Source organism: Meiothermus sp. (genome assembly GCF_025056915.1).
Classification (GTDB): Bacteria; Deinococcota; Deinococci; order Deinococcales; family Thermaceae; genus Meiothermus.
On sequence record NZ_JANWVH010000065.1, the window covers coordinates 1 to 16,585 of the forward strand.

Here is a 16,585-nt window from a genome sequence, read left to right on the forward strand (position 1 = left end):
TGCGGCAATCCTCCGAGCTATCCGCCAAGGTGCGCTCCCTGGCTACCAAGCTCGGGCTCGAGCTGGCGGGCGAGAGCGCCTTACGTCTCGAGCTACCCAACCGCAGCCGGGTCATCGCGCTCCCAGGGGCACAGGAGGGGATACGCGGCTACTCGGCGCACCTGGTGGTGCTCGATGAGGCGGCCTGGATTCCCGATGAGCTGTACCAGGCTGCCCGGCCCATGCTGGCAGTCACCGGGGGCCGGCTGATCGCCATCTCCACACCCTACGGCATGCGCGGTTGGTTCTACCGGGCTTGGGCCGAGGAGCGGGGCGAGCGCATCCGGGTCACCGCCTACGACATCCCCCGCATCAGCCGCGACTTCCTCGAGGCCGAGCGCGTCGCACTGGGCGAATGGGCTTTCCGTCAGGAGTACCTGGCCGAATTCGTCGAGGCCGGTGGGGCCATACCCGAAGAGTTGATTGCGCAGGCGGTGAGGCTCGAGGGACCCGAACCCCCGCAGCCGGGGCGCGCCTACGCCGCCGGTTTGGACTTGGCCCGGCTGCGGGACTGGTCAAGCCTGACCGTGCTGGACGTGACCGAGGTGCCCTACCGGCTGGTGCACCAGGAGCGCTGGCAGGGCGAGTGGGAGTACACCGAGGCCCGGGTGCTGGGGGTGCTGCGGGCCTACGGGGCCCGGCTGACCGTGGACGCCACCGGGGTGGGGGACCCGGTGTACGAGCGGCTGCGGCGGGCCTGGCCCCAGACCCACCCCTTTCGCTTCACCCAGGCCAGCAAGGCCCAGCTTCTCACCGAGCTCCGCCTCAGCCTGGCCGAGGAGCGGCTCTGGCTCTACCCCGAGCCGGTGTTGCTGGCCGAGCTACGGGCCCTGCAAGCCCGCCAGACCGCCCATGGGGTGAGTTACGAAGCCCCCAGTGGGGCTCACGACGATACCGTGATGAGCCTGGGCCTGGCCCTCTGGACCGTGCGGGGTGGCCCCACCCAGTACACCGCCTTGCGGGTGCCCTCGAGGTGGGGCTAGGCCCCATTTTGTGCTATCGTATGGCTAAGCTAGGGAAACTCTACCTTGTTGTACCCTGCCCCCGCTGCGGAAGCACCCAGGTGCGCTCCCGCCAGCGGGTTTCTTTGGAGGGCCAATGGCCGGATGTGATACTCAGGAGACGATACCGGTGCGACGCTTGCGGGCTTACCTATCACACCTTCGAGCTCAGCGAGGAGGAACCGACCCTGCTCTCCTCCTGGCCGCCGCTCTGCGAGAGCGAATGAGGCGGATGGGCCCACCCATCGCCTATAGCGCCCAGGGGGACGAACAACCCCTGCTCGCCCGCTGCCACAGCTATGCCGTGCAAATAGGGCCGCGCCAGATTCCCTGGAGCCGGGTACAGCCCCAACTGCGCCGCGCCCTCGAGGCCGACCGCCCTCCCGAGAAACGCTCCCAGGCCGCCCGGGATCTGGCTGCGTTCTTGCAGGCCGACCGCCCCACCCGAGTGCAGGCTATCCTGGCTCGCCCCTTACTGGTGGAGATATGGCGAAACCTCAACCGCAACTAGTTTCTGAACCCTCGAGCTGGGCCCGTACCGACTGGGCCCCTGCCGACCTCACCACCGCCTGGCGGATGGCCCAGGGGGGCAACCTCTCGCTGGCTGCCGACCTGGTTGATTCGATGCTCGCCGACGATCGCGTGCAGGCCACTTTGGGCACGCGAGTGCGCGGGCTGCTCGGGCTACCCCTGGCGTTCGAACCGGCTAACAACCGAGAGGGCAAGACCGTCGTGCGGGCCCTCGAGGCCGATTTCTGGTCGTTCGCTCCCGAGGAAAGCCTCTATCAGCTCATTTCGTGGGGATTGTTGCTGGGCGTTGGCCTGGCCCGGCTGGACTGGCAGGAGGGCGAGAGCGGGCGGCTGCTGCCCCGCCTCGAGGTCTGGCATCCGCGCAACCTGGGCTATGACCCCCAGCGCGGGGCCTGGTACGTCCAGACCCGCGAGGGCAGCCGGGTGGAGCCACGCCCTGGGGCCTGGTGGCTCTACACCCCCTACGGCCCCCGCCGCCCCTGGGCTCAGGGGCTGTGGCGGGCCCTGGCGGTGCCGTGGCTGGTCAAGGCCGATGCCGTGCGGTACTGGGCGCGGGACAACGAGGTGGGGGCCATCCGGGTGGGCAGCGCCTCCGGCCCCACCACCGACGCGGCCCGGGAGCAGCTGGCCCGGGATCTGGCTGACCTGGGCAGCTCCACCGGAATCGCCTTGCCGGAGGGCTACCAGTTGCAGATCCTCGCCCCATCGGGGGAGGTCTGGCGCTCCAAGGAGGCCGCTATTGGCTGGGCCAATACCGCCCTGGCCACCGCCATCCTGGGCCAGAACCTGACCACCGAGGTGCAGGGCGGGAGCTTCGCCGCCGCCCGGGTCCACGACGCGGTGCGGCAAGACCTGCTCGAGGCCGACGCCGAGGCCCTGGCCACCTCCCTGCGGGAACAGGTGCTCTCTTATTGGGCCGAGTTCAACTTCGGGGATGCCCGGCTGGCCCCCTGGCCGCGCTGGGAGACCACCCCGCCGGAAGACCGGGCCCAGCAGGCCGAGACCCTGAACCGGCTGGCCCAGGCCGTGGCCACCCTGGCCCAGGCCGGGGCTCCGGTGGATGTACTGGCCCTGCTCGAGGCCTACGGGGTGCCCCTGGCCTCGAGCCCCACCCCCCTGGTGCGGCTGGCCTCGGGGGATCGGGTGCGGGCCTCGAGCGGCTTCGTGCAGGGCCAGCTTTACACCGACCGCCTGGCCGACCGGGGCCGGGAGGCTGCCCCCGAGCGGCTGGCCGCACTGGTGGCCCGGGTGGGGCAGGCCCTCGAGCAAGCCTCCGACTACGAGGGGCTGCGGGCGCGGCTGCTCGAGCTATTCCCAGAGGTCCAGCCCGATGACCTGGCCGCCCTGATGGAAAACGCACTGTTGCTGGGCGAGCTGGCCGGGCGCTACGCGGTGTGGAGCGATGTGGAAGGTTAGCGCCAACCCGGTTCAGCCCGAGGAGGCCATTGCCTGGTTCCGGGCCCGGTTGCCGCTGCCCAAAGCGGAGTGGCAGGCCCTCGAGGAACGGGCCCGGCGCAAGGCCTTCACCGTAGCCGGGGTGGTCCAGCTCGACCTGCTGGCCGAGGTCTGGGAGAGCCTGAGTCGGGCCCTCGAGCAGGGCATCCCCTATGCCGAGTGGGCCAAGGAAATGCGGGGGAAGCTCGAGGCGGCCTGGGGCCGGAAGGATTCGGCCCGGCTCGAAATCATCTTCCGCACCAACGTGCAGATGGCCTACGCTTCGGGCCGCTGGGCGCAGATGGAAGCCCCGGAGGTCAAACAGGCCCGCCCCTACCGGATGTACGATGCTGTGCTGGATAGCCGCACCACCTCTATCTGCAAAACCAGACATGGCACGGTACTGCCTGCCGATGACCCCTGGTGGAATCGCAACTGGCCGCCGCTGCACTTCAACTGTCGGTCAGGGGTGCGGGCCTTAACCGAGCTCGAGGCCCGCCAGCGAGGAATCACCGAACGGCCAACCTCGAGCGCCCCCCAGGCCGGTTTTGGCAACGCTCCGCAAACCTGGGAGTGGAGCCCCGATCCAAAGGATTATGATCCTCGGGTGTGGGCGGCTTACATCCAGGCGTTGGGGACGGCGTTTGGGCGGGATGCGCGCCGAGCGGCGGAGGCCCGGGCTCGACTGGCGGCCATCGCTCGAGGGGAGGTGGAGGCCGCGGAGAACGATGCCCCATCCGCCCTAGCGTTGGTGGCGGTGGGGGAGTTCCCACAAAGACCCGTAAAGGTCAGGGACCCCGAAGTTCGAGCGCTTCTTGGGGAGGAGGCCCCCCGGTTGCTCCAGAAACTGATTCAGCACGCTATCATCGACCAGCAATTCCGCCCCGACCTGTCCCCTGAGCGATATCTGGAGATTTTGCGCCGCGCGGCTATCCATCCCGGAGCTGCCGTGGTCGTCCATGCCCCGCCCCGGGGGCCGGTTGCCCTGGTTATAGCCCCAAGTGAGGTGGTTGGAGACGACCTAGGCCCGGAAGCCGAGCCCTGGATCGTGGTAGTCTACGACCTGACGCATGGTACACTGGTAACGGGATACCTCGCTTCGTCTTTGGAGGCGATCAGCTTATGGCCCAAGCGCACCTGGCTCAGGAACAATCCGCAGCTTGGCTTCTAGAGCGGGTGGAGAGCCGGTGGGCCGTTATCCGTGACGCGCTGTATAACCCGGACGATTGGGACGATCAGGAGTGGTTGAGCGAGGTATCGGAACTAACCCGGGTCTACGATCTGCTAAAAGCTGTTCGTCCCAATACTGCTGAAGAACGAGCCCGCCTCGAGCGTTTGTTGGGAGAGATTCGTCGAGCGGCTAAGGAGTTTGGGTTTACCCCGCCGCCTTCGATCTGAGATGCTGTTGCACTCGGGCGAAAGCTCGAGTGAGGATTGAAACGCGCTGATACCCCTTGGGCTCTGCCCCACTTTGTGCTAACATAACGCTAATCTAGCCAAACTGCACCTCCACTCCGGTGGGGGTTTTCCGTTTGGAACGGAGAAAGCATGCCCCAACCCCACAAGCTGACCCTCGAGCTTCCCCAGGGCCCCCCTGGGGAGTTTCGCATCTTTCCCTTCGGGTCGATAGAGACCACCAAGGGCCTCTTCCTCTTCAACCCGGAAGCAGGTCAGCAGGTGATGGCGGCCTGGCAGGAGTACGGCAACCGCCTCTCGATTGACTATGAACATCAGGCCCTGGATCCGGTGGCCAACGGCCCGGTTCCGGCGGCGGGCTGGTTCGACCTCGAGCTACGCGAGGACGGGCTGTGGGCGGTGCGGGTGGAGTGGACCCAGCGGGCCCGCGAACTGCTGCAAGCGAGAGAGTACCGCTACTTCAGCCCGGCGTTTTACGCGAATGAAGAAGGCTGGATTGTCGAGCTGATCAACCTGGCCCTGACCAACATCCCGGCCACCAAGCGAATGGAGCCGCTGGTGGCTAAAGACGATTGGCCAAAAAGGAGGCAAGAAATGACGGAAGTGTTGCGGCTTTTAGGACTTCGAGACGGCCAGGAGGCTGAGGTAGGCCCTACCCTGACCCGGCTGGTGGGCCTCGAGCGCACCCTGACCGGTCTGACCGGGCGCCAGAGCTCCGAGGAGGCTTTGGCAGTAGTACAGGCCTGGCAGCAGGCGGCGCTTGAGCTGCCCCGGGTGCAGGAGCGGCTGAGCCAGCTCGAGGAGGCCCAGCGCAGGGAGCGCCTGGCCGCCCTGCTCGAGCGCGGCCAGCGCGAGGGCAAGCTGACCCCGGCCATGCTGCCCTGGGCCCAGGGCCAGAGCCTGGAAGCCCTCACCGCGTTCCTCGAGGTGGCCCCCCGGGTATTGCCGGAGCCGGTAATGGAGCCCCAGGACTCGCCTCTCGAGTGGGGCAAACTGAGCCACCAGCAAAGAAAGGATTTATTCGAACAAAACCCTGAGCTGTACCGCCGCCTGCGCAAGGAAGCGCTGGGCTACTAGGAGGTAATAGATGCCGGTAACGACCCGTTCCAACCTGATTGTCCCCGAGGTACTGGCCGATGCGGTGGCCGCGGCCTGGCCGGGCAAGATTGCCCTTTACGGCACCGAGGCGGTGGTGGAGTCCAATACTCTGCCTGGGGGGCTGCGCGGCACCGATACCATCAAGGTGCCGTACTTTAACGTCTTTGGTGAGCTGAGCGACATTACTGAAGGTAGCTCGCTCACCCCTCAGGCTATTTCGATGGTAGCTGAGACTGCCCAGGTACAGCACTCTGGGGCTCTCAACGAGATCACTGCTTGGGCCCAAATTGCTGCCATGTATGCCGATCCATACACGGAAATCACCAACCAACTGATTGAAGCGGCCAGGCGCCGTTTTGATAAGGCACTGATTGATTCAGCTAATGCCACTACCCCATCCAGCGGGCAAATTACAGTAAACCGTAATACCGCCACTATTTCCTACGACGCACTGGTGGATGCAGTAATGGCCTTTGGAGACGAGATTTCCAACGCTAGCGTAGTGGTATTTCACTCCAAAGTTTTCTCTGATGTGTTGAAGCTAAAAGATACTACGGGCAATCCGCTCGTGAATTGGCAAAACAACACTATCAGCATCGGGCCAATCGCGTTGCGCTACATTCTCTCTGACCGCGCCCCAGTCATCACGGGCGCTCCTAACAACTATGTGACCCTTCTAATCAAACGCGGAGCCCTGGCTCTGTGGTACAACCGGGTGCCCACTGTGGTGCGTGATTACGACATTGCCAAGGACAGCGAACTTTTCGGGGTACACGTGTATTTCGTGGCCCACCGCTACGGGCGCTTACCGGGCTCGAGCGCCCCTGGGGTGGTGCGGCTGATCACCCAGTAAGGAGCGGTATGGGCTTTTATACCATTCAGCGCATGCGCGAGAGCGCTCCAACGCCCTCCGCTACCCCCCTGCCCGAGGACTTTCCCGCCCGGGCCAAGCTCCTGGCGGCTGGGCTGCACACCCTCGAGGACGTGCGGGCAAACCTGGAAACCCTGCGCAACCTGGGCCTGACCAGGAAGGAAGCCGAGGCTGTGCGGGCCGCGCTGGGAGACTAAATGGCCTACGCCACTTCCGCTGACCTCTACCGCCTGGCCCTGCGCCAAGCCGCGCTCGGCGGTATCTCCTCGGCAGATCAGAGCGCGGCGCTCGAGGCCGCCAGCCAGGTGGCCGACTCCTACCTGCAGGCCCGTTACAAGCTGCCCCTGGTGGGCTGGGGAGACGACCTGCGCCGGGCCGTGGCCATCATCGCGGCCTACGACCTGCTGGCCGGGCGGGGCTTCGCGCCTGAAGGCGCTGATGAACACGTTCGGTTGCGCTACGAGGACGCCCTGCGCTGGTTGCGCGATGTGTCGCTAGGCGTGGTCACCCCGGTGGGGGTGGTGGACGCATCCCCCACCACCCCCAACGAGGGCCTGCATGCAGTGAGCGACCCCCGGAGGTGGTGATGGGACTGCGAGGGGAGTTTTCTCGTTTGAATCGTCTGATTCACACCACCGAAAAGATGACCCAACCTTCGTGGCGTCAGGGGCTGGCTCGCACCGTGGCCGAAGCCGCCCTCGAGCAGATCGCCCTCTCCTTCGAGCGGGAGCGCGACCCCTGGGACCGGCCCTGGAAGCGCTCGCTCAGGGCGCAGCTCGAGCAAGGCCAGACCCTCTCCGATACCGGGCGGCTGCGCCGAAGTTTCACCTACCGCGCCAACGACCGAGGCTTCATCGTGGGCACCAACGTGCGCTATGCGGCCATCCACCAGTACGGCGGGGTCATCCGGCCCAAGCGAGCTAAATATCTGCGCTTCCGGCTGGCCGGGGGCTCGGGGAAGCGTAAAGGCGGGCGAGGTAGGTGGGTTCAAACTGAACGGGTGGTCATCCCGGCCCGGCCCTTCGTCCCCGAGCCCCGGCTCTCTCCCCGCTGGGAGCAGGCCTTTGCCGATGCCGCTCAGCGCTATTTCCAAGCACCATGATCGTTGAACTCTACAACGACCTGCTGACCCGGCTGCCCCCGGGCACCCCGCTTTATTTGGGGCGGCAGCACCTGGCCCAGCACGACCGCCCCCCGCGGCTGGTGCTGGTTCCGGTGAGCGAGCGCTTCATCCCCCCCGACCGCCCCCAGCCCCAGCCCGGCCGGGTGCTCTGGACCCGCGAGGTGGGCCTCGAGCTGCACCTGTGGGGGCAGGACTACGCCCAGCTCGAGGCCCTGCTCAGCGAAACCGTGACCGCCCTGACCCAGAGTTTAGGCACATCCTTGCGGCTGGAAAGCGCTACCTGGGAGCCGGAAGGTTGGGATCAGCTGGGAACCGTCATTGTACTGAACTTCAGCGTCGCAGCGCCTCTGCTTCGAGCTGAAGCCTTCGCTGAGCTCGAGCAGATTACCCAGGAGTGTGGTGGATTTATCTAGCACCAGGAGGTAACGATGGCCAAAGAGGAAAAAACCAAAACCGAAACCATGCGCCCCTTCGAGGAGTGGGCAGCCCTGCTGGCTACCCCCCCGTGGCTGCTGGCCGCGGCCAGGGCCAAGGCGAACTGGCCGGAAGGGCGCGAGGTCAGCGAGAGCGAGTACCGGGCGGCCTTGAAGGCAGCCCAGAGTGAGGTGATCGGCTAATGCCCCAGCCCCTTTTACCCGACGTTTGGTTCGACATCCAGGATGGCGCTCTGGGCATCCTGCCCCCGCCCACCGACGGCGTCTCGGCCAAAATTGGCGTGGCCAGCGCCGGGCCGGTGAACCAGATTGTGGCCGTGACCAACCTCAAACAGGTGCAGGACACCTTCGGGAGCGGCCCTCTGGCCGAGGCTCTGGCTACCCACCTGGCCCTCTCCGGGGCCCCGGTCTATGCCATCCGTACCAACGCTTCGGTAGCCGGCACGGTGAGCAGTGTGACCAAGACCGGTAGCGGCACCGGGAGCCTGGCCGTGTCCGGAGCCCCCCTGGACGCTTACCAGGTACAGGTAGAGCTCACCCGCAGCGGCACCAACCTGGCCGCCAACACCGCGGCTTTTCGCTACACCCTGGACGGCGGGGACAACTGGAGCCCCGAGATCGCCTTGCCGGTGAGCGGCACCTACGCCCTGCCCGGCACCGGGTTGACCCTGACCTTCAGCGACGGCGGCTCGGGCACCAGCTTCGCCCAGGGCGACCAGTACAGCTTCACCACCACCGCCCCCAGCTACACCCTTTCCGACCTCAACACCTCGCTGGACGTGCTGCTGGGTGACCCCCGCGAGTGGGGCTGGGTGCACGTGGTGGGGGAGGCTACCCCCACCATTGCCGCCGGGGTGGCCACCAAGATGCAGCAGGCTGAGACCAACTATCGTTTTGCTTTTGCCCTGCTCGAGGCCGCCGACGACACCGACGCCAACCTACTCACCGCCTGGAACAGTTTTGCCGATAAGCGGGTAGCGGTGGCGGGTGGGTATGCTGAGCTGGCCAGCCCCCTGACCGGACGCGTGCAGAAGCGTTCGGTGGCCTGGCCGGCCTCGGGGCGGCTGGCGGCCATCCCGGTACACGAGCACCTGGGGCGAATCATCAGCGGGCCGGTGCAGGGTGTGGTGAGCCTGTACCGCGATGAGGCCAAAACCCCTGGCCTCGACGAGAAGTTCTTCACCACCATGCGCACCGTGATTGGCCGCGATGGTCACTATTTCACTCGAGGCCGCATCAAAGCGCCCGCCGGTTCCGATTTCCAGTACCTGGAAAATCGTCGAGTGATGGATCGCGCTTGCCGGATTGCCCGCAACGCGGCCCTGCGCTACCTCAACGACAATGTGCGAGTGGACGGTTCGGGCAACATCTACGAACCCGACGCCCGAGCCATCGAAGCCTTCGTGGAAGGCCAGCTCCTGGCCGGGCTGGTTTCGCCCGGACACGCATCGGCGGTGCAGGTGAGCCTCAAGCGCGATTCCAACGTGCTTTCTACCCGCAGCACCACCCTCACCGTGCGGGTGCGGCCCCTGGGTTACCTCGAGTACATCCAGGTGGACATCGGATTCGCCAACCCGGCGCTCGAGGCCGCTGCGGCTTAAGGAGGTAACCTGTGGACTATCCGCTGATCAACGGTCACCGTTACAGCTATGCCTCGATCGAGGCCGACGTAAACGGCAAGAAGTTTTATGGGCACAAGGAGGTGTCCTACAGCCAGGACCTCGAGCCCGGCGAGGTGCGCGGAGCCCATGCCCAGATCCTGGGCCGCACCAAGGGCGAGCTCAAGGCCGAAGGCAGCCTGACCACCTACCTCGAGGAGTGGAAAGAGCTGCTGGATGCCCTAGGCGACGGCTACATGGAGAAGGCATTCGACATCACCGTGAGCTACGCCGAGGAGGGCCGACCCACCGTGACCGACAAGCTGCGGGGTTGCCGGATCAAAAAAGTAGAGGAATCTCATAGCCAGGGCACCGACGGGCTCACGGTGAAGCTGGATCTGCACATCCTGTGGATTGAGTTTGGCGGCAAGAAACCGCTCAAAAAGATGTTGAGCTAGGAGGATTATGCCTTTAGAAGCCAAACAGGTGGACAAACTCAAAGCCGAACATGGTGAGGTGTATATCCTCGAGGCCGCCGGGGCGACGCTGGTGGTGAAACCCCCCTCCCGCGCGGCCATGAAGCGCTTCTTCAACCTTTCCGCCCGCGAAGATCGCCGGTACGAGGCCCTCGAGGCCCTCCTGCAAGACTGTGCGGTATACCCCGACCCTTCAGAGTTGTCTCGGCTGCTCGAGCGCAAGCCGGGGCTGGTGGCCCCCTTCGGTGAGCAGTTGGTGCGGCTGGCCGGGGCCACCGAGGAGGCCGAATTTCGCCCGCTCTAAAGAGATGTACGAGCGGGCAATTCAAAACCGCGATGTGGCCCTTACCGCCCGCTGCCTGCTGGCCTACCAGCGCGGGGAGGAGGGGGCTGAAGCCCTGGCCGGGGCCCTGCTGCTTTCGGCTGACCTGATCGCCCGACTGAACCCACCCAAATGAGCCGCCTCCAGTGGACTTTTGACCTCCTGGATCGGGTGAGCGCCCCGGCCCGTCGTATCAACCAGGCCCTCCGGGGCACCGATGCGGCGCTGAAGAAGGTTGTCAGAGGGGGAGAGGCAGCCCAAAAAGCCTTACAGCGCTCATTTGGGCTCTCCGAGCGGGCTGCTCGAGGGCTCACCGGGGCCATCGCTACCATCGGCGCAGCCCAGGGGAGCATCGGCGCGCTGCACGCGCGGGTAGGAGCCCTGCGGGGGGCGTTCAGCGGAGTGGCCGGGTCGGTGCTCAACCTGAAAAACGCGTTGATAGCTGGGGCTATCGGCTTTGCGACCAAATCGGTGGTTGATCAGGTGGGCTTCATCGAGCAGCAACGCATCGCACTGGGCACCATCCTGGGCTCGCCGCTGCGGGCCAACGCTGCGTTGGATTGGGCCATCAAATTTGCAGACGTGACCCCGTTTGAAACCCCACAGGTGCTCGAGGCCGTGCGCCAGGCGCTGGCGGTGGGATTCAACACCCGGCAGATCGAGCCATTGCTGACCACGCTAGGCGACACTGCGGCAGCGCTTTCGTTGGGGTCTACTGGATTGAACGATCTGATCACGGTATTCGGCCAGATTCGCTCAGCGGGCAAGTTGAACACCGAAGAGGTCAACCAACTCACCGAGCGGGGCATCCCCGCCTTTGAGATACTGGCCAAGGCGTTCAATACCGATATCCCTACGGTTCGAAAGCTGATTGAACAGGGGCAAATCTCCTCTGAGGCGGCCCTGGGAGCCATTCATCGCGGGCTGAAGGGCCGTTTCGGGGGTGGTATGGCCGCGCAAGCACGCTCTATATTCGGCCTCATCAGCACCCTCCGCTCGAGGCCTCAGACTCTGGCCTTTCGCCTCGAGCAGGACAAGGCGCTTGAGCCGTTCAGGCAGGTACTGGTCAATCTGGCTGACCTTACCGACTTCAACAAACCACCGGGCTCCACTATCGGGGCTCGGCTCACCAAAGGGATTAGCGGGCTGTTCAAAGCCGCTTTCGGCCCCCTGGCCGCAGCCACCGAGCCCAAACAAGCGGGTGAGGCTATTCTCGGATTCCTCAATCGAGCCACAACGGTTGTCGAACAGGCGCGGGCCACCTGGCCCCAGGTCAGAGCTATCGCCCTGGACTTTTTCGCCGGTGTGCGCAGCGGTTTCGATTTGCTGACCGGGCTGTGGCGCAGGGTAGAACCGCTGGCAACTGCGCTTGGACGCTTATCTGGCAGTTTTGGCCAGACCGAAGCCGGTATGGGGGGAACAATAGCAGGAACCCTTCGACTGCTGGGCACCATTGCTGCATTGGCTGCGGCATGGCGGGTTTTGAACCTGGTAAGTCTGGGTGGCGTTGGAGTCCTGACCCGCTGGGGGACAGTAGCCACTGTCGCGGCTACACGGGGATTGATTCGTCTGATTGGGATGGGCGGGCAAGCGTTGTTAGCTCGAGGCCGTGTAATAGCGCTTCAAAGAGCTTTGACCTGGTTGGGGGGAAGGGTATTTACAGCGATTGCGCGCGTATCTGTACTTGGGTTTTCTGCTATTTGGACGGGTATTCGCGCCCTGGCCCTGCTGGGGGTTACGGCCATTCGCACCTCCGGCATGGCTTTGCTGGCCGGCCTGCGAATGGCGGGAGCCTGGCTGCTTGCAGCAGGCCCCATCGGCTGGCTCGTTGGCGGCATTGCTCTTGTGGGCGGAGCATTGGTGCTGGCCTATAAACGAGTGGGTTGGTTCAGGGACATGGTCACCCGGGCCTGGCAGGGCTTGAAGCAAGCCGGGAAGGGGTTGCTGGACTGGTTCACCAGCCTGCCCGAGCGCATCGGCAACACGTTTGCTCGCCTACCAGGTTTACTACAGGGATTACTGCGGCGAGCCATTGACCTGCTGCCCCCAGGGGTGCGGGACGTGGTTAAGGGCCTGGTCGGTGGTCTGCTGGGCGGGGATACTCCGGTGGAGAACGCCGCTACCCAGCTAGCTGATAAAGTTCAACAGGGATTTTCCAGACCACTCGAAATCCGCTCTCCCAGCCGTCGTTTTGCCTACCTGGGGCGGATGCTGGGGGCCGGGCTCGAGGGAGGGATGCGCTCCTCGCTTGCCCAGGTGCAGCGGGCTGCTGCTGGGCTGGCGGTGGCTGCCACTTTGAGCCTGCCCCAGCCGGTTGCTTCCCCTTCTTTTGCCTACAACGCTCCAAATACGAGCCGAATCGTCAATGTCACGGTTGGCCCCATCACCGTGAACGGCGGGGCGGAGGCCAAAGCGGTAGCTGAGGAAGTGCGGATGGTGGCGCTGGAAGCGGTACTGGAAGCCCTCGAGCGAGCCGCGCGGGAGGAGGGGGCATGATTGACCTCGAGCACCGGCTGGTTCTGGTAGGCACTCGCCGTTTCGTAATCGCGCCTGATGCCAAAGCTGATCTCAAGGGAGCAGTGCGCCTTAAGGTCAAGCCAGGAGGCCTGCGTGAGGACACCAGGGAAATACCTGGCCAGGACGGTTCGACCCGCACTGTGCTGGGCTACGCCGATGCCGAGCTAACTGCTGAGGTGATTATCTGGGAGGAAGAGCAGCTCCCTCGACTTCGGCGGCTCAACGACCTCTTCCGTCCGCGCCGGGAGCAGTCCAGTTTTAACCCCATAGGAATCGTGCATCCAGCAGCTACTCGCTGGAACATCAAGCAGGTGTACATTTTCGCTCTCGAGGAGACTCCCTGGAGCCCCCAAGATGGGCTGACCTTAACTATTTCCATGCGCGAGTGGCAGCCGAAGGAGAAAAGAAAAACCAGCAAGACCAAATCGGTTGGTGAACCCACCGTCGCCGGGCCGGGCCTGCCTGAGGGGCGGGACATCACCGCGCCTTCCAAAGTGGGGGTGCGCCCATGAGCCTGCTTGAGGCGGGTGGCATCCCGGTGGCCGAGGCCAGCCTGAGCCTGCCCCGGGTGGGGCGCGGGGTGGGCTTCCTCAGCCTGGCCGCCCCACAGGGACCGAGGTCGGGGGAACCAGTTCGATTGCGCTGGCAGGATGGAACCGAGTGGTTTTGCACCGCCCTGCGGAGCGGTTTGGAGCGTGGCTCATGGCGGCTGGAAGCGGTTTGCGGAGCAGGCGGGCTGGGTCGGGTACTCTCCCGCCGTTATTACCAAGGCATCCCGGCGGCCACCGTAGCCAAGGACATCCTGACTGAGGCCGGGGAGGAGCCAGGTGAAATCGATTTACCTGGCACCTTTACTCACTATGTTCGCCCAATAGGAACTGCCTGGGAGTTGTTGATGGCCTTGCTGGCGGGGACCAATCGCACCTGGAGGGTAGACCTCGACGGTCGGGTCTGGATCGGGGTGGATAGCTACCCTCCGCAAGGCCCGGTCCCGGTGGTGCGGGCCCGTCCCGAGGCCCGGCATTACACCCTACCCCTATCGCCAGAGTTACAGCCGGGAACCACCCTGCGCGGGGTGGTGGGCGGGGTGGAGCAGAACCTGGGCAAAATCGAGCGGGTGACCCACTGGGTGGGCCGGGAGCTTCGCACGGAGGTGTGGTGTGCAGACTGAACGCCTCAAGCGATCATTGCGCCTGCTAACCCGTGAAGCCCGGATTGACTACCTGGCCCTCTATCCAGCCCGGGTGCTGCAAGACCACGGGGATATGCGGCTGGACCTCGAGCCCGATGACCCCCGGCTGCCCCTGCTGGTGCGCATCCCGCTGCGGGTTTTTTTGCCCGGGGCCTACGTGAAGGTGCAACCCGGCAGCCGGGTGCTGCTGGGCTTCGAGGGGGCTGACCCGGCCAAGCCGGTGGCCTATCTGTGGGAGGCTGGGGGCACAGTGGTGGTAGAGGTTACCACCGTTGCCGGTCGGAAGGTACGCCTGGACGACGAGGCTGGCAAGACCCGGGTTTACGACCCGGCCCTGCTCGAGCTGGAGGCCCCGCTCGTCCGGCTCGCCGGGGGCGGCCCCGCAGTAGCGCGGGTAGGCGATCAGATTCAGGTGAGCGGGGTTGCGCCGGGTACGGCCACCGTGACCGGCACCATCATCAGCGGCTCGTCGAAAACTAACTCGGGGTGAGTATGGCCGATTTTGGAACCGACCTGAGCGCTTTGCCTGACCTCAACTTCAGCGTCAAATCAGGTACCGCCAATCTGGCTGAAGCTGTTGCCCGGCGGCTCATCACGCCTCGTGGAAGATTGTTTTATGACCTCAGCTATGGCCTTGATTTACGACAGTACCTAAACGAAGCCCTTACCGACGAGGTGCGCTATGAAATCGAAACCCTGGTGGCTGCTGAGTGCGAGAAGGACGAGCGAGTGCTATCGGCCTCAGCAACGCTTATTGACGCCCCCCCACAAGCCCGGGCTTTGCAGATTGCAATAGACCTGGAAACCAGCGACGGGCCTTTCCGATTGATTGTGGAGATTGACAACATCGCTGTGGAGGTGCTGCGTGCCTAACCTGCAACAACTGCTGCAACCCCGCAGCCGCGACCAGGTGATGGCTGCCCTGATCGCCTTCCTCCAGGCGAAGGGCTACCCGCCCACCGACTGGGTCGAAGGCAGCGTGCAGCGCACCCTGGTGGAGCTCCAGGCGGCGGGGCTGGCCGACCTCGAGGCCCTCCGGCTCGAGATCGCCAAGGGCGGTTTCCTGGATACCGCCACCGGCGACTACCTCGACCTGCTGGGCCAGAGCGCCTACGCGCTTACGCGCAAGCAGGCCACCTTCGCCCGGCAGACCTTCCGCCTCACTGCCCAGGCCGGCTTCGGCCCCTACAGCATCCAGCCCGGCCATCTCTGGGTAGGCAACGCAGCAGGGCTTAGATTCAATAATCTGAGCGGCGGCACCCTGCCCCTGGGCGGCACCCTGGATCTGGAGTTCCGCGCCGAAAGCCCTGGCGCAGCCTACAACCTGCCCCTCGGCTCGGGCACGATCATGTTCACCCCGCTTCCCGGCGTGAGCATCACCAACACGGTGGTGTTGGAGGCGGCCATAGATAAGGAGAGTGACGCTGCCTACCGCGAGCGCTGCCGCCTGCGCTGGCCCAGTCTGGGTACCGGGGCTACCGCCGACGCCTATCGCTACTGGGCGCTCTCGGCAGAGCCTACCATCACCAAGGTGCGGGTGCTGGACAACAACCCGCGCGGCCAGGGCACGGTGGACGTGGTGGTGTGGGGCGAGGGCGGCCTGGGGCCGGGGGCGGTGGCTGCGGCGGATGCCTACATCCAGCAGCGCAAGCCGCTCACGGCCAACGTGCAGGTCTACGCGGCCACCCAGGTGAACATCGCCGTGACCGCCACCATCCGCCTCAAAGCCGGTTTCCTTACCCAGGTGCAGGCCGAGGTCACCACCCGCCTGGCCACCTTCCAGCAGAGCCTCCCCATCGGCGCGGTAGTGTACCGCTCGGCGTTGGTGGAGGCTTTGTTCGTGACCAACGTGCTTGATGTGGCCCTCACCGCTCCTGCCACCGACCAGACCCTGACCCCCACCCAGGTGGCCAACTTCAACCTGACCGCCACCTACCAGGAGGTGTAGATGCCGGCCCCGGAGATTGATTTGGTTCCAGTTCGGCTTTACGAGGACTGGCTGCCCGAGCTGGCCCCGCCCTGGCTGCAAAAAGACCGGGGCCGGGCGCTGCTGGCTGGCTGGGGCCAGGCCCTGGACGAGTACGCCTCCCTGACCGCCACCGGCCTACTGGCCCGCTGGGCCGCCATCGCACCCGAGGACGCCCTAAATCTGCTGGGAACGGAACGGGGCCTGACCCGCTATCCCGGCGAATCGCTGGAAGGCTGGCGCACCCGGGTGCTCGGGGCTTGGGAATTCTGGCAATGGTCGGGAACAGAATATGGTCTCGCGGTGGCCCTGTCGCAGCTTGGCTACGCATCCGCGATTGTGCCCGTCTGGACCTACGACACTGCGCGGTGGAGTGAGTTCGATATCTATATTTATCCCGCCAGCCGTAGCTATGACGGCACCCCCGAGGAGCGGGCCCGCATCCTGGGGATTATCAACCAGATAAAACCGGCACACACCCGCATCGGCAGCGTGCAGTACGTGCCCGCGGGGCCGCTCACATGGGATCCTGTGGGGCTCACCTGGGATCCGCCTGGGCAGGTGTGG

Annotated in this window: 22 protein-coding genes; all 22 read left to right on the top strand. The window is 65.1% G+C overall.

Translation table 11 applies throughout. The features are described 5' to 3' along the window. The coding region (locus tag NZN28_RS10640) for a terminase family protein (protein WP_295398010.1) at positions 1–1,022 on the top strand (1,022 nt) is incomplete at its 5' end. A gap of 250 nt (positions 1,023–1,272) precedes the next feature. Further along, positions 1,273–1,551 (top strand): hypothetical protein, encoded by a 279-nt coding sequence (locus tag NZN28_RS10645; RefSeq protein ID WP_295398012.1) that lies wholly within the window; start codon positions 1,273–1,275, stop codon positions 1,549–1,551. Then, the gene (locus tag NZN28_RS10650; protein ID WP_295398014.1) at positions 1,527–2,987 is read left to right on the top strand and encodes a DUF935 family protein; all 1,461 of its coding nucleotides are present in this window, start codon (positions 1,527–1,529) and stop codon (positions 2,985–2,987) included. The genes NZN28_RS10645 and NZN28_RS10650 overlap by 25 nt, the downstream gene beginning before the upstream one ends. Further along, on the top strand, positions 2,974–4,176 hold the full coding sequence (locus NZN28_RS10655; protein ID WP_295398015.1) for a phage minor head protein: 1,203 nt from the start codon (positions 2,974–2,976) through the stop codon (positions 4,174–4,176). The genes NZN28_RS10650 and NZN28_RS10655 overlap by 14 nt, the downstream gene beginning before the upstream one ends. Positions 4,177–4,553: 377 nt before the next feature. Further along, on the top strand, positions 4,554–5,498 hold the full coding sequence (locus NZN28_RS10660) for a phage protease (protein ID WP_295398017.1): 945 nt from the start codon (positions 4,554–4,556) through the stop codon (positions 5,496–5,498). A gap of 10 nt (positions 5,499–5,508) precedes the next feature. Then, positions 5,509–6,372, top strand: coding sequence for a phage major capsid protein (locus tag NZN28_RS10665; RefSeq protein ID WP_295398019.1), 864 nt, complete (start codon positions 5,509–5,511; stop codon positions 6,370–6,372). 8 nt (positions 6,373–6,380) lie between these two features. Further along, positions 6,381–6,587: a hypothetical protein gene (locus NZN28_RS10670; protein ID WP_295398021.1), complete on the top strand. Its 207-nt coding sequence runs from the start codon at positions 6,381–6,383 to the stop codon at positions 6,585–6,587. Next, on the top strand, positions 6,588–6,977 hold the full coding sequence (locus NZN28_RS10675; protein WP_295398023.1) for a phage protein Gp36 family protein: 390 nt from the start codon (positions 6,588–6,590) through the stop codon (positions 6,975–6,977). Beyond that, positions 6,977–7,492: a phage virion morphogenesis protein gene (locus NZN28_RS10680; protein ID WP_295398025.1), complete on the top strand. Its 516-nt coding sequence runs from the start codon at positions 6,977–6,979 to the stop codon at positions 7,490–7,492. Before NZN28_RS10675 ends, NZN28_RS10680 begins: the two co-directional genes overlap by 1 nt. Continuing rightward, complete coding sequence (locus NZN28_RS10685) at positions 7,489–7,926, top strand: hypothetical protein (protein WP_295398027.1); 438 nt, start codon at positions 7,489–7,491, stop codon at positions 7,924–7,926. Before NZN28_RS10680 ends, NZN28_RS10685 begins: the two co-directional genes overlap by 4 nt. Before the next feature lie 15 nt (positions 7,927–7,941). Further along, complete coding sequence (locus NZN28_RS10690; RefSeq protein ID WP_295398029.1) at positions 7,942–8,130, top strand: hypothetical protein; 189 nt, start codon at positions 7,942–7,944, stop codon at positions 8,128–8,130. Continuing rightward, positions 8,130–9,548 carry a DUF2586 domain-containing protein gene (locus tag NZN28_RS10695; protein ID WP_295398031.1) on the top strand — a complete coding sequence of 473 codons (1,419 nt, stop codon included), beginning with the start codon at positions 8,130–8,132 and terminating at the stop codon, positions 9,546–9,548. The genes NZN28_RS10690 and NZN28_RS10695 overlap by 1 nt, the downstream gene beginning before the upstream one ends. Before the next feature lie 11 nt (positions 9,549–9,559). Beyond that, a complete protein-coding gene (locus NZN28_RS10700; RefSeq protein ID WP_295398033.1) occupies positions 9,560–10,003 on the top strand; it encodes a hypothetical protein in 444 nt (147 codons plus the stop codon). A gap of 7 nt (positions 10,004–10,010) precedes the next feature. Beyond that, on the top strand, positions 10,011–10,325 hold the full coding sequence (locus NZN28_RS10705; RefSeq protein ID WP_295398034.1) for a hypothetical protein: 315 nt from the start codon (positions 10,011–10,013) through the stop codon (positions 10,323–10,325). A gap of 4 nt (positions 10,326–10,329) precedes the next feature. Beyond that, positions 10,330–10,479 carry a hypothetical protein gene (locus NZN28_RS10710; RefSeq protein WP_295398036.1) on the top strand — a complete coding sequence of 50 codons (150 nt, stop codon included), beginning with the start codon at positions 10,330–10,332 and terminating at the stop codon, positions 10,477–10,479. After that, complete coding sequence (locus NZN28_RS10715; RefSeq protein ID WP_295398038.1) at positions 10,476–12,839, top strand: tape measure protein; 2,364 nt, start codon at positions 10,476–10,478, stop codon at positions 12,837–12,839. The genes NZN28_RS10710 and NZN28_RS10715 overlap by 4 nt, the downstream gene beginning before the upstream one ends. Beyond that, positions 12,836–13,372 carry a hypothetical protein gene (locus NZN28_RS10720; protein WP_295398040.1) on the top strand — a complete coding sequence of 179 codons (537 nt, stop codon included), beginning with the start codon at positions 12,836–12,838 and terminating at the stop codon, positions 13,370–13,372. The genes NZN28_RS10715 and NZN28_RS10720 overlap by 4 nt, the downstream gene beginning before the upstream one ends. Next, the gene (locus NZN28_RS10725; protein ID WP_295398042.1) at positions 13,369–14,031 is read left to right on the top strand and encodes a hypothetical protein; all 663 of its coding nucleotides are present in this window, start codon (positions 13,369–13,371) and stop codon (positions 14,029–14,031) included. The genes NZN28_RS10720 and NZN28_RS10725 overlap by 4 nt, the downstream gene beginning before the upstream one ends. Continuing rightward, a complete protein-coding gene (locus tag NZN28_RS10730) occupies positions 14,021–14,542 on the top strand; it encodes a hypothetical protein (protein ID WP_295398043.1) in 522 nt (173 codons plus the stop codon). Before NZN28_RS10725 ends, NZN28_RS10730 begins: the two co-directional genes overlap by 11 nt. 2 nt (positions 14,543–14,544) lie before the next feature. Next, positions 14,545–14,925, top strand: coding sequence for a hypothetical protein (locus tag NZN28_RS10735; protein WP_295398044.1), 381 nt, complete (start codon positions 14,545–14,547; stop codon positions 14,923–14,925). Next, on the top strand, positions 14,918–16,000 hold the full coding sequence (locus NZN28_RS10740) for a baseplate J/gp47 family protein (RefSeq protein ID WP_295398046.1): 1,083 nt from the start codon (positions 14,918–14,920) through the stop codon (positions 15,998–16,000). Before NZN28_RS10735 ends, NZN28_RS10740 begins: the two co-directional genes overlap by 8 nt. Continuing rightward, the coding region (locus tag NZN28_RS10745) for a phage tail protein (RefSeq protein WP_295398049.1) at positions 16,001–16,585 on the top strand (585 nt) is incomplete at its 3' end.

What these genes read in the sequence shown, in the direction of transcription:
- NZN28_RS10670 (WP_295398021.1), top strand. Translation starts at nt 6,381, where the DNA reads ATGGGCTTTTATACCATTCAGCGCATGCGCGAGAGCGCTCCAACGCCC.
- NZN28_RS10710 (WP_295398036.1), top strand. Translation starts at nt 10,330, where the DNA reads ATGTACGAGCGGGCAATTCAAAACCGCGATGTGGCCCTTACCGCCCGC.
- NZN28_RS10695 (WP_295398031.1), top strand. Translation starts at nt 8,130, where the DNA reads ATGCCCCAGCCCCTTTTACCCGACGTTTGGTTCGACATCCAGGATGGC.
- NZN28_RS10655 (WP_295398015.1), top strand. Translation starts at nt 2,974, where the DNA reads ATGTGGAAGGTTAGCGCCAACCCGGTTCAGCCCGAGGAGGCCATTGCC.
- NZN28_RS10690 (WP_295398029.1), top strand. Translation starts at nt 7,942, where the DNA reads ATGGCCAAAGAGGAAAAAACCAAAACCGAAACCATGCGCCCCTTCGAG.
- NZN28_RS10705 (WP_295398034.1), top strand. Translation starts at nt 10,011, where the DNA reads ATGCCTTTAGAAGCCAAACAGGTGGACAAACTCAAAGCCGAACATGGT.
- NZN28_RS10660 (WP_295398017.1), top strand. Translation starts at nt 4,554, where the DNA reads ATGCCCCAACCCCACAAGCTGACCCTCGAGCTTCCCCAGGGCCCCCCT.
- NZN28_RS10645 (WP_295398012.1), top strand. Translation starts at nt 1,273, where the DNA reads ATGGGCCCACCCATCGCCTATAGCGCCCAGGGGGACGAACAACCCCTG.
- NZN28_RS10680 (WP_295398025.1), top strand. Translation starts at nt 6,977, where the DNA reads ATGGGACTGCGAGGGGAGTTTTCTCGTTTGAATCGTCTGATTCACACC.
- NZN28_RS10720 (WP_295398040.1), top strand. Translation starts at nt 12,836, where the DNA reads ATGATTGACCTCGAGCACCGGCTGGTTCTGGTAGGCACTCGCCGTTTC.
- NZN28_RS10665 (WP_295398019.1), top strand. Translation starts at nt 5,509, where the DNA reads ATGCCGGTAACGACCCGTTCCAACCTGATTGTCCCCGAGGTACTGGCC.
- NZN28_RS10715 (WP_295398038.1), top strand. Translation starts at nt 10,476, where the DNA reads ATGAGCCGCCTCCAGTGGACTTTTGACCTCCTGGATCGGGTGAGCGCC.
- NZN28_RS10735 (WP_295398044.1), top strand. Translation starts at nt 14,545, where the DNA reads ATGGCCGATTTTGGAACCGACCTGAGCGCTTTGCCTGACCTCAACTTC.
- NZN28_RS10650 (WP_295398014.1), top strand. Translation starts at nt 1,527, where the DNA reads ATGGCGAAACCTCAACCGCAACTAGTTTCTGAACCCTCGAGCTGGGCC.
- NZN28_RS10685 (WP_295398027.1), top strand. Translation starts at nt 7,489, where the DNA reads ATGATCGTTGAACTCTACAACGACCTGCTGACCCGGCTGCCCCCGGGC.
- NZN28_RS10675 (WP_295398023.1), top strand. Translation starts at nt 6,588, where the DNA reads ATGGCCTACGCCACTTCCGCTGACCTCTACCGCCTGGCCCTGCGCCAA.
- NZN28_RS10725 (WP_295398042.1), top strand. Translation starts at nt 13,369, where the DNA reads ATGAGCCTGCTTGAGGCGGGTGGCATCCCGGTGGCCGAGGCCAGCCTG.